At 73.3% G+C, this 14,521-nt stretch carries 12 protein-coding genes; 9 read left to right on the forward strand and 3 right to left on the reverse strand.

Annotation, left to right across the window (positions count from 1 at the left end; translation table 11 throughout):
- Positions 1–376: 376 nt before the first annotated feature.
- The 3 genes from ACWCSU_RS35515 to ACWCSU_RS35525 are packed head-to-tail and all read left to right on the forward strand — an operon-like array spanning position 377 to position 3,809.
- The gene (locus ACWCSU_RS35515; RefSeq protein ID WP_449940921.1) at positions 377–1,969 is read left to right on the forward strand and encodes a tryptophan halogenase family protein; all 1,593 of its coding nucleotides are present in this window, start codon (positions 377–379) and stop codon (positions 1,967–1,969) included.
- A complete protein-coding gene (locus ACWCSU_RS35520; RefSeq protein WP_449940923.1) occupies positions 1,966–3,273 on the forward strand; it encodes a cation:proton antiporter domain-containing protein in 1,308 nt (435 codons plus the stop codon). Before ACWCSU_RS35515 ends, ACWCSU_RS35520 begins: the two co-directional genes overlap by 4 nt.
- Positions 3,270–3,809: a flavin reductase family protein gene (locus ACWCSU_RS35525; RefSeq protein WP_364094839.1), complete on the forward strand. Its 540-nt coding sequence runs from the start codon at positions 3,270–3,272 to the stop codon at positions 3,807–3,809. The genes ACWCSU_RS35520 and ACWCSU_RS35525 overlap by 4 nt, the downstream gene beginning before the upstream one ends.
- Positions 3,810–3,814: 5 nt before the next feature.
- On the opposite strand, the gene ACWCSU_RS35530 is transcribed toward ACWCSU_RS35525, so the two are convergent.
- Positions 3,815–5,236, reverse strand: coding sequence for a glycosyltransferase family 39 protein (locus ACWCSU_RS35530; protein ID WP_449940926.1), 1,422 nt, complete (start codon positions 5,234–5,236; stop codon positions 3,815–3,817).
- A 275-nt stretch (positions 5,237–5,511) separates the two neighbouring features.
- On the opposite strand from ACWCSU_RS35530, the gene mppP reads away from it, so the two are divergent.
- The 6 genes from mppP (at position 5,512) to ACWCSU_RS35560 (ending at position 13,040) form a co-directional block, all read left to right on the forward strand.
- Positions 5,512–6,636, forward strand: a complete 1,125-nt coding sequence (mppP, locus tag ACWCSU_RS35535) for an enduracididine biosynthesis enzyme MppP (protein WP_449940929.1) — start codon at positions 5,512–5,514, stop codon at positions 6,634–6,636.
- A complete protein-coding gene (locus tag ACWCSU_RS35540; protein ID WP_449940932.1) occupies positions 6,633–7,874 on the forward strand; it encodes an aminotransferase class I/II-fold pyridoxal phosphate-dependent enzyme in 1,242 nt (413 codons plus the stop codon). Before mppP ends, ACWCSU_RS35540 begins: the two co-directional genes overlap by 4 nt.
- Before the next feature lie 48 nt (positions 7,875–7,922).
- Positions 7,923–8,780 carry an enduracididine biosynthesis enzyme MppR gene (mppR, locus tag ACWCSU_RS35545; RefSeq protein WP_449940934.1) on the forward strand — a complete coding sequence of 286 codons (858 nt, stop codon included), beginning with the start codon at positions 7,923–7,925 and terminating at the stop codon, positions 8,778–8,780.
- 113 nt (positions 8,781–8,893) lie between these two features.
- Positions 8,894–9,343 carry a helix-turn-helix domain-containing protein gene (locus ACWCSU_RS35550; protein ID WP_357701560.1) on the forward strand — a complete coding sequence of 150 codons (450 nt, stop codon included), beginning with the start codon at positions 8,894–8,896 and terminating at the stop codon, positions 9,341–9,343.
- A 216-nt stretch (positions 9,344–9,559) separates the two neighbouring features.
- Entirely contained in the window at positions 9,560–10,627 is a 1,068-nt protein-coding gene (locus ACWCSU_RS35555) for a hypothetical protein (protein WP_449940937.1), read from the forward strand.
- A gap of 334 nt (positions 10,628–10,961) precedes the next feature.
- On the forward strand, positions 10,962–13,040 hold the full coding sequence (locus tag ACWCSU_RS35560) for a prolyl oligopeptidase family serine peptidase (protein WP_449940940.1): 2,079 nt from the start codon (positions 10,962–10,964) through the stop codon (positions 13,038–13,040).
- Between the two features lie 103 nt (positions 13,041–13,143).
- Here the strand turns inward: ACWCSU_RS35560 and ACWCSU_RS35565 are convergent, their stop codons facing one another.
- Entirely contained in the window at positions 13,144–13,335 is a 192-nt protein-coding gene (locus tag ACWCSU_RS35565; RefSeq protein ID WP_357701566.1) for a DUF1918 domain-containing protein, read from the reverse strand.
- 115 nt (positions 13,336–13,450) lie between these two features.
- Entirely contained in the window at positions 13,451–14,419 is a 969-nt protein-coding gene (locus tag ACWCSU_RS35570; RefSeq protein ID WP_449940943.1) for a LysR family transcriptional regulator, read from the reverse strand.
- Between the last annotated feature and the right edge of the window lie 102 nt (positions 14,420–14,521).

Below are 14,521 nucleotides of genomic sequence, written 5' to 3' on the forward strand. Positions count from 1 at the left end.
CGCACGACGCGGTGGCCGCGTGGATCAGGGCGGCTTGGCGATGAGGGCGTCCGTGGTGGGAGCCCCCAGTTTTGCTCAAGCTAACTCGGAGGCAGTTGGGAAGTCAACTGGGGTTGGTGGATCAAGAATTTTGCATCTACGCCAGTTGATGACCGCCCGTGGGCAACCGTGAACGCCCTGCACAGGGGGCGCATGCCAAGCCGCGGGGCCGCACGCCACCACCCTTCTGACCGCCCTGTTTAGCTCCGGCGTCAATGAGCTGGAAATCGGCCGGGGCCGTCCGGCACGCTCGGAAAAGGGCGGTCGGAGCACTGCCCAATCCTTTTTCCGGTTCTTCCGACGCGCGTTTCCCAACGCCATGGACAAGGGCTCAAGAATGGTAAAGAACGTCGTCATCGTGGGCGGCGGCACCTCGGGCTGGATGACCGCCGCATATCTCCGGGCGGCATTCGGTGACCGAATCGCCGTCACTCTGGTCGAGTCGAAGAACATCGCGACGATCGGCGTGGGAGAGGCCACGTTCAGTACGATCCGTCACTTCTTCGACTATCTCGGGCTGGACGAGCGGGAGTGGATGCCCGCGTGCAACGCCACGTACAAGCTGGGGATCCGGTTCGAGAACTGGCGCGCCCCGGGCCATCACTTCTACCACCCGTTCGAACGCCTGCGCGTCGTGGACGGCTTCCCCCTCACCGACTGGTGGCTCGACGCCCGTCCCGGCGGCGACTTCGACCGCGACTGCTTCGTCATCAGCTGGCTGTGCGAGGCCAAGCGCTCGCCCCGCTACCTGTCGGGCGAGCTGTTCGAGCAGGACTTCACCGAGAACTCCGACGAGCGCGCCTACCGCACCACCCTCACCGAGCAGAACACCCAGTTTCCCTACGCCTACCATTTCGACGCCGCGCTGCTGGCCTCCTACCTCACCCGGTTCGGCACCGAGCGCGGCGTCCGGCACGTCCTCGACGACGTCGTGGACGTCCGGCTGGACGAGCGCGGCTGGATCGACCACGTGCTCACCAAGGAGCACGGAGAGCTGTCCGGCGACCTGTTCATCGACTGCACCGGCTTCCGCGGCATGCTGCTGAACAAGGCGCTGGACGTCCCCTTCGTCTCCTACCAGGAGAGCCTGCCCAACGACCGGGCGGTGGCGCTGCGCGTGCCCGCCGACATGGCCCGCCGCGGCCTGCGCCCCTGCACCACCGCCACCGCCATGGACGCCGGCTGGATCTGGACCATCCCCCTGTACGGCCGCATCGGCACCGGCTACGTCTACGCCGGCGACTACTGCACCCCCGAGGAGGCCGAACGCGCCCTGCGCGAGTTCGTCGGCCCCGAGGCGGACGAGCTGGAGGCCAACCACATCCGCATGCGGATCGGCCGCAGCGAGCGCTCCTGGGTGAACAACTGCGTGGCCGTCGGCCTGTCCAGCGGCTTCGTCGAGCCCCTGGAGTCGACCGGCCTGTTCTTCATCCAGAACGCCATCGAGCAACTGGTCAAGCACTTCCCCGCCGAGCGCTGGGACGACCGGCTGCGGGAGTCGTACAACCGCCAGGTCGGCAACGTCATGGACGGCGTGCGCGAATTCCTCGCGCTGCACTACCACGCAGCCGCCCGCTCCGACAACGACTACTGGAAGGACGCGGCCACCCGGCCCCTCCCCGATGGGCTGGCCGAACGCCTGGAGCTGTGGCAGGCGCGCCTGCCCGACAACGAGACGATCTTCCCGCACTACCACGGCTTCGAGTCCTACTCCTACATCGCCATGCTGCTCGGGCTCGGCGGCGTCCCGGTGCAGGCTCCGCCCGCGCTGCGGCACTTCGACCACGGCCGCGCGGAACGTGAGCTGCGGCTCGTACGCGAGCAGGCCGAGGCGCTGGTCGCCAACCTGCCCAGCCAGTACGAGTACATCGCCGCCCTCAACGGCGACGCCATGCCCGGACGGCGACCCGAGCTGAGCCGGACACGATGATCCCGGCAGAGGGACCGGCGCGGATCGCCCTGTTCGGCGTCCTGCTCGCGGCGGTCCTCCTCCTCGCCTGGGCAGGGCGGCGGCTGGCCGGCGTGCTGCGCCAGCCGGCCGTGATCGGCGAGGTGGCGCTCGGGATGGCGGCGGGCCCGCTGGTCGTCGCCGTGGCCGGTCCCGGCGCCGCGCGGGCGCTGCCCCTCGACTGGCTGAGCTGGTGCGGGCACGCCGGCCTGGTGCTCTACCTGGTCGGCGTGATCCACGAGCTGCGCCTGGCCGCGCCGCTGGTGCGCGGCCGGGCGGTGGGCTGGACCGCGGCGGGCACGCTCATCGTCCCGCTGCTGGCCGGCGCCGCCGTGGCCGTGTGGGCGCTGGCCGGGGACGAGCCCGGCCTGCGCGGCACGGCCCCGGCGTCCGCGCTGGTCGTCTTCCTGGCGGTGGCGTTGTCGGTCACCGCCGTCCCCGTCCTGGCGCGGATCCTGTCCGAACGTGACCTGGTCGGCACCCGGGTGGGGGCGTTGTCGATGACGGTCGCCACGGTCACCGACGTGGCGGCCTGGCTGCTGATCGCGCTGGCGGTCAGCCTGGCGACCGGCGGCCTCGGGAACGTGGCCGTGCTGCTCGCCCTCACCGCCGCGGCCCTCACGGGTGCGTTCGCGGTACGGCGCGCGCTGAGCCCGGCCCCGCTCCTGGGGCTGCCCGCCCGCGCCCCGCGGGCGGCGGCGGCGCTCCTCGCCGTCTGGGCGCTGGCCGCCGCGGCGGCGATGCGCTCGTGGGGGCTGACCGAGATCCTGGGCGCGGCCCTCGCCGCCCTCGCCCTGCCCCTGACGGCCGCGGCTCCCGCCGATGGGACTGCCACGCGCGGCGGCGAGGATCCGTGGGCACGGCCCGTGCGGCTGGTCGCGGGCGCCGGGCGGCTGCTCGTCCCGGTGTTCTTCGTGGTCACCGGGTTCACCGTGTTCGCCGAGCCGTTCGCGGTGGCCCCCTGGTCGGCGATCGTCCTGGTCACGCTGCTCGGCATGGCGGCCAAGGCCGGGGGCGCGTACGCCGGCGCCCGCCTCGGCGGCGAGCCGCCCGGGACGGCGCTCCGACTGGGCGTGCTGCTCAACACTCGGGGCCTGACCGAGCTGGTCGCGCTGCAGATCGGCCACGAGGCCGGGATCCTCACCCCGGCCATGTTCCTCGCGCTCGCCGTCATGGCGCTGGTGACCACGGCGGCGACCGGCCCGTCGTACGCCCTCCTCCAGCGGCCGCGACGGCCGCGCGGGACGGCCCCGGTACCCGTCGCACAGAACGGAGGCTTGCGATGACGGATCTCCCGCTGGTGGAGGCCCTGCCCATGACGCCGACGGTCGACCCCGACCGTTTCCGGTCACTGATGTCCACCTTCCCGAGCGGCGTCGCCGTCGTGACCGTGACCGACCCGGACGGCCGCCCGCGCGGCATGACCTGCTCGTCGGTGTGCAGCGTCACCCTCGACCCGCCGACGCTGCTGGTCTGCGCCCGCAGCCTGAGCCCCACGCTGCACGCCATGCTCAAGACCGAGCAGTTCACCGTGAACCTGCTGCACGCCCACGCCCGCGACACCGCCGAACTGTTCGCCTCGGGCGCCGCCGACCGCTTCGACCGGGTCAGATGGTCCGCCCGCCCCGCCTACGGCGGGCCGCACCTGGTGGAGGAGTCCCACTCCGTCGCCGACTGCCGGGTCGCCAGGACCGTGGAGGCCGGCGACCACATCGTGGTCTTCGGCGAGGTGTACGGCATCGAGCGGTGCGCGCCGGCCGTACCCCTCCTGTACGGCCTGCGCGCCTACTCGTCCTGGCGTCCGGGGACCGAGCCGTCATGACCGGCTCAGAAGGTGCCCGTCCACCGCAGCCGCCGCCACGTCTCCGCCCACGGCAGGCGCGGCTCCCGGCACACCAGCAGCTCCTTGCCCTCCTCGAAGTGCGGGACGTCGAAGGTGAGCCGCCCGCGCGCCTCGCACCGGCCGAACAGCGCCGAGAACGACGCCCGGTCCACCCCGACCGCGACGACCACGTCCACGCCGTCGGCCGGACGTCCGAAGTCGGCGTAGGAGTTCTGGGCGCTGTAGGTCCTGGGCAGCCCGTACGCGCCGCCGTACCGGGCCAGGGCCCCGGCCTCGCCGTAATTCTGGGCGTACACGACGGCCCGCCGCCGTTCGTCCACCGGCAGCGCGCGGTGGACGGCGGACACCTGCGCGGCCAGGTCCGGCCAGCCGGTCTCCCCGAACTGCTCCTCGCCGAGCACGGCCAGCACCGGGTTGCCGGCGTACGTCGCGATGGGCAGGACCGGCAGCACCATGAGCGCCGCGAGCACCCCGTTGAGCACCGCCGCCGCCCCCAGCCACAGGCGGCGGCCGAGCGTCGCCGCCCGCACGCACCCGGCCGCCACCAGCACGGTCAGCAGCCCCTCGGTGTAGCGGGGCTCGGCCCCGAGCAGCATCAGCAGCGGCGCCACGACGAGGTACGCCGCGGCGACCGCCCGGTACGGCCGCCACTCCGCCCGCCGGAGCAGGGCCACCAGCCCGATCACCCAGACCGGCGTGAGGAAGGGCCCGATCATGAGCACCTGGCCCACCAGGAAGTTGACGGCGCCCGCCGGCCCCGCCGACATCTCGCTCGCCATCGTGAACTGCGGCCACCCGTGCACGGCCTGCCAGACGAGTCCGGGCGAGGCGATCAGCAGCGCGACCCCGGCGCCGCCCAGGAGCCACCCGCCGCGCAGCACGCGCCGCGGCCCGGCGACGAGCAGCCCCGCCGCGAGGGCCACGACCAGCAGCACCACCAGGTACTTGGCCAGCAGCCCCACGCCGACGACCGCGCCCACGGCGAGCCACAGCCGCTCGTCGCCGGTCCGCAGGACGCGGATCACCAGCCAGCAGGCCGTGACCCACACCAGGTGGTCGACGGCGGTGGGGTGCAGCACGTGCCCGGCGGCGAGCGTGGCCAGCGTGGCGGCGCAGACGCACGCGGTCAGCACCTGGAGCCGGCGTCCCGCGCCGAGCTCGCCCGCGATCAGCCCGGTGACCAGCACCGACACGGCGGTCAGCAGCGCCGGCACGACCCGGATCGCCGTCAGCGAGTCGCCGAACAGCACGATCTGCAACCGGGCCAGCAGGGGGACGAGCAGCGGCTGGTCGACGTACCCCCACGCGAGGTGCTCACCGGCGACCCGGAAATAGAGCTCGTCGACGTAGTAGCCGGGGCCTCCGGCGAATGCCAGAAAGACCGCGAGGACCGCGACGGTGACCACGGAAAGGCCGATGGCGGCCCTTTTCGGAGATGTCTCCGCCCGAGGCGGAGAAATAGTTGCGACGGTGTCCACGAAAACCCCTTCCAGCGTTTGTGTGGAGGTGTAACCGCTGGTCGCAGCCTCCCATCGAGTCGATGAGGACACAATGGAATTGACTCGTCCGGAAAACACACAGCTCGTCGGCCGAGTCCTCCGCCATGCATTGACGGGAACGAATCGAGCGACTTATTTTGCGTCCGGGTATCCCACTCCAAAACGCACGTGAGGTGAATGTGATGCAGGAACTCCAGGCGATCAATCTCACCGAATTCGAATGTCTGGCGCTGAACAGCCCGCTGAACCTCGCCGACGGGCACGCCCGGCAGGCGCTCACCGCCAGCCAGGCGCGGATCATCGACGACCTGCCCAACCTGTTCGCCAAGGCCGCCGCGCGGGCTCCCGAGGAGGTGGAGCTCGACGCCTGCCGGGCGTACCTGGGCCTGCTCGGCCAGCACAGCCACCCGGTCGGCGAGAACCGCGTGTTCGCCTGCTACTCCTCCTCGGTGGCCATGGAGATCTTCGCCAGGGCCCTGGCCCAGAAGGGCGACACGGTCGCGCTGATCCACCCGACGTTCGACAACATCCCCGACATCCTGCGCGGCGTGGGCCTGAACCTGCTGCCCCTGGAGGAGGACGTCCTGCACGGCGGCGACCTGCCCCGCGCCCTGCTCGACGCGGTGAGCTGTGTCTTCGTCACCACGCCCAACAACCCCACCGGCCGCGTGGTGACGGAGGAACGGCTGCGCGCCCTGGCCGCCCAGTGCGCCGAGCACGACGTCGTCCTGACACTGGACACCTCGTTCCGCGGCTTCGACCCCCGGGCCCACTTCGACCACTACCGGGTGCTGGAGGACAGCGGCTGCCGCTGGATCGTCATCGAGGACACCGGCAAGCTGTGGCCCACGCTGGAGCTGAAGATCGGCTGGCTGGTCACCTCGGCCGAGCCCGGCCTGCCCGTCGCCAAGGTCTACTCCGACATCCTGCTCGGCGCCTCACCGCTCGTGCTGGCGCTGGTGCAGCGCTTCGCCGAGGACGCCGCCGACGGCGGCCTGCCCGACCTGCACCGCTTCATCGCCGGCAACCGCGCGCTGGTGCGGCGCTCGCTCGCCGGCCTGCCGGACGTGGACTTCCCCGACCCCGCCAGCCGGGCCAGCGTCGAACGGGTCCGCCTCGGGCGACGCTCGTCGCTGGAGGTGTGGTCCGCGCTGCGCGAGCACAACGTGTACCTGCTGCCCTGCCAGAAGTTCCACTGGGCCGACCCGTCCGAGGGCGACCACATGCTCCGCGTGGCGCTCGCCCGGCCGGCCGCCTCGCTCGACGAGGCGACGCGGGCCCTCCGCCTCGTCCTGTCCTCCCGATGAGCCCCACCCCCGCCGCACCCCGCCCCCGCGCGGCCCCCGGCCCCCCGGTGTCCCCGGCGCGGGGGCGGGCCGGGCCCGGGTCGCACGCGCTGCGCTGGGAGGCGGGCGTCGTGCAGTCGGTGGCGCCACCCGGTACGACCGACCTCGGCCCCGGCTACCTCGGCCCCGGCCTGCTGCCCGTGGACCTGCTGGCGGAGGCGTACGCCGAGGCCCTGACCGGTTACGGCGCGGCCGCCCTGGCGTACGGCGACGACCGCGGCGCGCTCACCCTGCGCGCGGCGCTCGCCGCCCGCCAGGACGTGTCGTGCGGGCCAGGTGGCGTGCTGGTCACCGCCGGCACCTCGCAGGCCCTTCACCTGCTCGCCACCGCCCTGGCCCGGCCCCGCGACGCGGTGCTCGTCGAGGACTCCTGCTACGACCTGGGCAGGCTCGTCCTCACCGACTGCGGCCTGCGACCGTACGGGGTTCCGGGGGACGCCTCCGGGATGGACCCGCAGGCTCTCGACGCGGCCCTGACCCGCACCCGCCCCGCCTTCGTGTATCTCAACCCCACCTTCCACAACCCGACCGGCCGGGTCACGCCGCTCGGCCGCCGCCGCGAGCTGCTGGCCGTCGCGCGCCGGCACGCGACGACGATCGTCGAGGACGACGCCTACGCCGACCTGCGCCTCGACGGCGGCACCGGACCGCCCGCCCTGGCCTGCCTGGACGGGCACCGGGGCGTGATCAGACTGGGCACCTTCTCCAAGTCCCTGGCCCCCGGGCTGCGCCTCGGCTGGCTGACGGCCGAGCCCGCCGTGGCCGACCGGCTGGCCGCCCATGGCGTGTTCCAGAGCGGCGGCTGCCTGAACCACACCACCTCGCTGGCCGTGGCCACCCTGCTGGAGCGGGGCCACTACGACCGCCACCTGCTCTGGCTGCGCGAACGCCTGCGCGAACGGCGCGACGCCTTGGTGGACGTCCTCGCGGCGCGGCTGGACGGCGGCTTCGCCCTCGACCGGCCCGCCGGCGGCCTGTTCGTGTGGGTGCGCGCCGACCGCCGTGAAGCCGGGCTGCTCGCCGCGGCACGCCGCGCGGACGTCCTGGTCGCCGCCGGCTCCCGCTTCGCCGCCGCCCCCGTCCCCGGCTCGACGGCGGGCGCCGTACGGCTCGCGTACGGCCTCAACGGCCCGGACGAGCTGGCCGCCGCCGCGGAACGGCTGGCGGAGGTCTGGAACACGATCCCCCCGGAGACCTGAGAATCCGCCCACCGAGAATCCGATGCCCCGACAGGAGACGACCCCCTGATGACCGCCCCCCCGCACACCGCACCCTCGCCCACCGCAGCCGACCTCCAGCCCGCCGCGTCCCCACCCGCCGCGTCCCCGCACGGCTACACGCTCCCGCTCTCGCCCTCGGGGCGTGCGGCGATGGTCACCCCGCCGCCCTGGCACTTCTCCGGTGACGTCATCATGGCCGACTACCGCGTGGACCCCGAGGCCGCCGCCCGCTTCCTGCCCCCGGAGCTCACCCTGGGCCCCGACCCGGGAGCCGCCGCCGCGATCTTCGCCGAGTGGCAGTGGTGCTCCGCCGACGGCGCCGAGCTGGCCGACCCCGCCCGCTGCCGGTTCGCCGAGTTCCTGATCCTGCTCGCCTGCGAGTACCGCGGCCGTCCTCTGGCCCGCTGCCCGTACGCCTGGGTGGACGAGCCGGTGCCGCTGGTACGCGGCTGGATCCAGGGCATGCCCAAACAGTTCGGTCAGGTGCACCAGATCAGGCCGGCCCGGGTCGGCAGGGCGGGGCCCAGGCTCGCCCCCGGAGGCCGCTTCGACGCCGCGCTGTCGGCGGGCGGCAGGCGCGTCGCCGAGGCGGCCGTGACCCTTGAGGGCCGCGCCGACGAGCCGCCCCGCCTGCACACCGTCCCGCTGGTGCACACGCGGCTGTTCCCGGCCTGGCTCCCGGCGGAGGAACCGGTGACGCGGCTGGTGACCTCGGAGGTGAGCGACGTGGAGTTCTCGGAGATCTGGACGGGCCGCGCCGAGGTGCGCTTCCCCGACGTGCCGGACTCCGACCTCGCCCGACTGGCCCCGGTCGAGGTGGGCAGGGGGTACGTCTTCTCGTACGCGGAGACGCTGCACCATGGCCGGGCGCTGGAGCCGACGTAGACTGTCGTTAACGGAACGCTATTCGGTCGTCAACTGAAGTTAATTCCTCTGCTATGCTGGCGGCAGCGTCCCCTTCTCCACCCAGCCGCCTCCGTGCATCCGGCAGAGGAATCATGCCCGACACCCCATCCGAGGGACGCCGTACCCTAGCGGCGAAGCTGGACCACCTGTTCCGCACAGTCCACTCGCCAGAGGGCGGCGAATACAGCTTCGAGGACGTCGCCGACGCGCTGCGGGCGGCGGGCGGGCCCACCATCTCGGGCACGTACATCTGGCAGCTCCGCAAGGGGTTGCGCGACAACCCCACCAAGCGCCATCTCGAGGCGCTCGCGGGATTCTTCGGCGTCCCGCCCGCCTACTTCTTCGACGACGAGGCGGCTGAGCGCATCGACGCCGAGCTGTCGCTGCTCGCCGCCATGCGCGACGCCTCCGTCCGGGGCATCGCGCTGCGGGCGGCCGGGCTCTCGCCGAAGAGCCTGACCGCGATCCTGGAGATGGTCGAGCGCGTACGCGAGCTCGAAGGGCTGCCCGACGCCGCCGGGGGCGACACCCCCGAAGAGTGACCCGCGAACGCGCCTGCCGCGGCGCGACGTGTCAGCCGACGCCCGCTCCGCCGACCTCGGCCGTACCGGCGTGCCCAGGCCCGCCGCCCGCGAGCCGACGCCTTCCGGGATCGCCCGCGGACGGATGGTGACGTTCCCCTTCATGCCTTGGCGGCCGGCGATCGCGCCCATATCTTGGTGATCGTTTTTGCCGGCTCTTCGGACAGTGGGGTGACCATGAGAACCACACGCACGAGCCTGACCATCCTGGCGAGCATCCTCCTCATGGCCGGACAGGCGGCGGGCGCGGGCCCGGCCGCGGCGGACGGCTGCCCGGCGACCACCGACCAGTGGGAGGTCACCGACCTGGGCGTCACCGGGTACGCACTCGACATCAACGACCTGGGACAGATCGCCGGCTCCAGCGTGAGCGCGACCGGCGAACAGCGGGCGACCGTCTGGGACGGCGCGCAGGTGGTCGACCTGGGCAGTCTCGGCGGCGGCCACGCCTCCGCCGGCGCCCTCGACGAGGACGGCAACGTCGTCGGCAGCAGCTACACGGCGACGGAGAAGGGGCACGCCTTCCACTGGCGCGCCGGGACGATGACCGACCTCGGCATCTTCGGCAGCGTCCCCACCCTCGTCCACGACGTCAGCGCGGGCGTCGTCGTGGGCGAATATCGGTACTGGCTGCCCAACGGCACGGCCCGCTACCAGGCGTTCCGCATCCAGGACGGCGTCCGGACCGACCTCGCCGCCGTCCCCGGCAGCCAGGCGGCGGCCGTCAACCCGGCCGGGCAGATCGCCGGCACCCAGGGCCGCCTCGAACCGCCCGGCCCGGCCGGCCAGCGGACCCACCGGGCCTTCCTCTGGGAGGACGGCGTCATCACCGAGCTCGGCACGCTCGGCGGCCGGTGGAGCCAGGCCGAGGGGATCAACGGCGACGGTCACATCGTCGGCCAGTCGGCGCTCGGCGCGGACGGCGTGCTCGCGGGCGGCTACATCTGGAGCGCCGAGGAGGGCATGCGGCGCCTGCCCGACGCCGGCGGCCTGGCCGCGCCCAAGGCCGTCAACGACGACGACGTGATCGCCGGCACGCACACCTGCACGGGGGCCGGCACCGCCGCCCACGCGGCCGTCTGGACCGGCCCCGGCGCGGCTCCGGCCCTGCTGCCCGACCCGGCGACCGGCACCGCCACGATGGCCAACGCCGTCAACGCGCAGGGCGAGATCACCGGGTGGGCCGAGGCCCCCGACGGCTCGCGCCGCGCCCTCGTGTGGCGGCTCACGCCCGGGAACTCCTGAGCGCCGGCGAGCTCCGCCGTCGGAGCTGCTCGCTCACGGACGGGGACTCATCCCGTCGGCATCCGCACCTGATCTCTCCGTTAGCTGAATGTGACCGAGTGGCTACTTTCAGCAATACGGCGGCGGGCATGAGCAGGCGTACCAGAAGGTGCACCCGAAAGGATCACGTCATGAACGAACTGCCCGGCCTCCCTATTGGGCTTCTCTCCGACGAGATGGCCTCGCTGGAGGACTGGCGCTCCGAAGCCACGACCGGCGAGCTGAGCTGACCGGCACCGACGGGCCCGCCGACGCCTCGGCGGGCCCGTCGGCGAGCGGGAGGGGAGGGGAGCCCGTGCCGCCGCCCTACCCGCCCGCTCGCCGCGTCCCGACGGCGGACCTGCTGCACGGGCATCTGGTCACCGACCCCTACCGATGGCTGGAGAACGCCGACAGCGCCGACTGCGCCACCTGGCTCGACGGCCAGGCCGCGCTGCTGGCCGCGCACGCCCCCGCCTGGCGCCACCGGCCGCGGCTGCGGCGACTGCTGGAGGAGTTCGCGGCGGACGGCGGCCCGGCGGCCGGCCCACCGGTGATCCGCGGGCCGCGAAGCTTCTACCTGCACCGCGCCGCCGGGCAGGAGCTGCCGGTCCTCATGACCGCCCTCGCCGGCCGCGCACCGGCCCCGCTGCTCGATCCGCTGAGGCTGGACCCGTCGGCGCTGACCACCCTGGACGCCTGGCGGCCGTCGTGGACCGGCGATCTGCTGGCCTACCAGACCTCGCGCGGCGGCGACGAGCGGCCGGTCCTCCAGGTCCTCGACGTGCCTCGCCGGCGCGTCGTGGCCGGGCCGCTGCAACCCGGCCGGATCACGCCGATCGCCTGGCTGCCCGACGACTCCGGCTTCTACTACCTGACCCTCTCCACCGGCCCGTTCCCGCCCCGCCGCCAGGTACGGCTGCACCGCCTGCACACCGCGGACGACGACGCCGTCGTCTTCTCCACCGCCTGGCCGCATCTGTCCATCGCCATCAGCCCCCACGGCCACGGTCTGTCCATCAGCGCCGCCCCTGGAGCCCAGAGCGGCAACCGCCTGTGGCTGGCCCCGATCGTTCCAGGCCGGGAGCACCTCCTGGACGCGCGCCTGATCCACGACGGCGTCCGGGACCACACCACCGCGATGCTCAAATCCGGCCCCGCCGGCCGCCTGTACGCCGTCACCGACGCAGAAGCCCCTTATGGTCGTGTCTGTGCCGTCGAGCCCGGCGACCCGCACGCCTCCCGGTGGCGGACGCTGGTCACCTCCAGCGCTCCCGCGGTGCTGTCCGGCTGCGTCCCGCTCGTCGGTCCCCGCCGGCAGCCGTACCTGTTGGTCAGCCTCATCAGCCCCGACGGCGCCGAACTGCGCCTGCACGACGGCGAGGGCGCCTTCCTGTGCGCCGTCCCGGCACCCGGCCGCGGACCGGGCACCATCACGGGCCTGACCGGCCCGCCCGGCGGCGCCGAGGCCCACTTCACCTACAACGACTTCGTCACCGCACCGGCCGTGTACCGCTACGACCCGCGCGACCAAGGGTGCCGCCCATGGCGACGGCCCGGCGGGAGGCAGAGGGCGCCACGCCCGGCGAACGCGCCCACGGTCGCCCGGCTCACCTACCCCTGCGGCCAGAGCGCCGGGCACCTGTACGTGCTCGCCCGCCCAGGACCGCGAGGCCCGCGCCCGGCCGTCCTGACCGCCTATGGCGGCTTCGGCGCCTCCTTCCGGCCCACGTACTCGCCCACCACGCTGGCCTGGGTGGCCGCCGGCGGCATCTACGCCATCGCCGCGGTACGTGGCGGCGGCGAGTACGGCACGGCCTGGCACGCCGCCGGGCGCGGCGTCAACAAGCCCAACGCCGTGGCGGACTTCATCGCCGCCGCCCGTCATCTGATCGACGACGGCTGGACCACCGCCGGTCAGCTCGCGATCAAGGGCGCCTCGCACAGCGGCCTGCTCGTGGCCGCCGCGCTCACCCGCGCCCCGGAGCTGTTCGCCGCCGCCGTCTGCTCCGACTCCGTCACCGACCTCGTCCGCTACCCGAGCTTCGGGCTGGGCCGTTTGTGGATGACCGAACTGGGCGACCCGGACCACCCCGACCACCTGCCGGTGCTGCTCGGCTACTCTCCCTACCACCAGGTGCGACCCGGCATCCGCTATCCGGCGGTGCTGCTGACCACCCCGCGCACCGACCCCCGGGTGGACGCCATGCACACCCGCAAGTTCGCCGCCGCCCTGCAGCACGCCACCGCCTCCGAGCAGCCGATCCTGCTGCGCTGCGAGGAGGGCGTGGGCCACGGCGCGCGCGCCGCCTCCCGCTGGCACGACCTGCACGCCGACGCCCTGGCGTTCTGCGCCGCCCACACCGGGCTCGCGGACGTTCTCCAGGGGTCGTGAGCCCGGCCGACGGCCTGTCCGCCGCGGCGCCGCGTGCCTGCGCGAACGCCTCACCCGCCGCACCGTTCGAGTCAGGCGGCTCGGCGGCGCGGGCGGTGTTCGCTCATCGGACGGCGTGGACGACTCGCGCATCCGGCCCCGGAAAGACGAGGGACTCGTGGTCGTCGTCCAGCCACCGAACCAGGTAGGGCGGCGAGCCGTCCGCGTGCGCCACCTCCACGATGAACCCCACGCGGCGGTGCTCGCCGTCGCGCGTGCCCTCCACGATCAGCTGATCGCCTTTTGCAGCCTTCATCTCGACTCCCTCACGTCCTGTTCCATGAAGTGACGTCCGGCTGCCTCTACCCCTCCGAATGCGTCTCTCCCATCGGACCGGGAATCTCCGCGGCAGGGGGCCGAGAGGGCGCGGCTCAGCAAAGGCGGCCGGAGGAGACGCCGGACTCGCGGGTGCCGGGGCCGGGCGTGGGCCGCAGGCTGGTCGCGTCCGCCTGGCGCAGGGCGGCCGCCAGTGCGTCGCGCACCACGGTCAGCGCGGGGGAGCCGGTCGCCGCCAGCCTGCTTATCAAGGTGATCCGGGTGCTCGTCAGCCGCCGGTCGTCGAGGGCGATCGCGGTGAGCAGGCCCGCGTCCAGTTCGGGGCGGGCGCCGTCGACCGGCATGAAGATCGCCACTCCGGTCCGGACGGCGAGCTCCCGTAGCAGGGCCAGCGAGTTGGTCTCGTAAGCGATGCTCAGGCGGACGCGGTGTTCGGCGGCGGCCCGCTCGACCTCCTGACGGATGCCGAAGGACCGGTCCGGGAGCGCGAGCCGTACGCCGAGCAGATCGCCCAGGTCGCATCGCGGCCGGGCCGACAGCGGATGACCGGGTGCGACCATGACGAACAGCGGCAGGGGCCGGGTCACCAGTTCCGTCACGTCGGAGCGGGGAACGGGGCCGAAGACCAGGCCGAGATCGGCCCGGTTCTCGGCGACGTGGGCCGCCACGTCATTGGACCCGGCCGCGAGGACGTTGACCGCGATGTCCGGATGTGTGGCCGCGACCTCGGTCAGCGCCTGCGGGACGAAGCTGCTGAGCGGCGCCTCGACCGTCGCGACGGTGACCTGGCCGGCGGTCCTGTGACGGCCCGAGCCCAGCTCGGCGTGCAGCCGCTCGGTCGTCGTCAGTTGCTCGTCGGCGAACCCGAGCAGCAGTTCCCCCGCGGAGGTGAGCGCCATGCCCTTGGGCCCGCGGCTGAACAGCTCGGCGCCGAGGTGCTCCTCCAGCAGGCGCAACTGCCGGCTGATGGCGCTGGGCGCGATGAACAGGCTGTCGGCGGCCCGGGCGATGGAGCCGGTGTGCGCCACCTCCCGGAAGTAGCGCATCGCCGCGGTTTCCAGCATGTCGCCTCCTCGCCGGCTCGGAGCATGCGCAAAATTAGCACGCTGTCGGCGAAATCGGCTAATGGCCATCTTTCTTCGCGAATGGGACGCTTCCTCTGTCGA

The organism is Nonomuraea sp. NPDC001699 (assembly GCF_053596455.1).

Bases quoted from the DNA above. Each gene is read 5' to 3' on its own strand.
- ACWCSU_RS35515 (WP_449940921.1), top strand. From the start codon at position 377: ATGGTAAAGAACGTCGTCATCGTGGGCGGCGGCACCTCGGGCTGGATG.
- ACWCSU_RS35520 (WP_449940923.1), top strand. From the start codon at position 1,966: ATGATCCCGGCAGAGGGACCGGCGCGGATCGCCCTGTTCGGCGTCCTG.
- ACWCSU_RS35525 (WP_364094839.1), top strand. From the start codon at position 3,270: ATGACGGATCTCCCGCTGGTGGAGGCCCTGCCCATGACGCCGACGGTC.
- mppP (WP_449940929.1), top strand. From the start codon at position 5,512: ATGCAGGAACTCCAGGCGATCAATCTCACCGAATTCGAATGTCTGGCG.
- ACWCSU_RS35540 (WP_449940932.1), top strand. From the start codon at position 6,633: ATGAGCCCCACCCCCGCCGCACCCCGCCCCCGCGCGGCCCCCGGCCCC.
- mppR (WP_449940934.1), top strand. From the start codon at position 7,923: ATGACCGCCCCCCCGCACACCGCACCCTCGCCCACCGCAGCCGACCTC.
- ACWCSU_RS35550 (WP_357701560.1), top strand. From the start codon at position 8,894: ATGCCCGACACCCCATCCGAGGGACGCCGTACCCTAGCGGCGAAGCTG.
- ACWCSU_RS35555 (WP_449940937.1), top strand. From the start codon at position 9,560: ATGAGAACCACACGCACGAGCCTGACCATCCTGGCGAGCATCCTCCTC.
- ACWCSU_RS35565 (WP_357701566.1), bottom strand. From the start codon at position 13,335: ATGAAGGCTGCAAAAGGCGATCAGCTGATCGTGGAGGGCACGCGCGAC.
- ACWCSU_RS35570 (WP_449940943.1), bottom strand. From the start codon at position 14,419: ATGCTGGAAACCGCGGCGATGCGCTACTTCCGGGAGGTGGCGCACACC.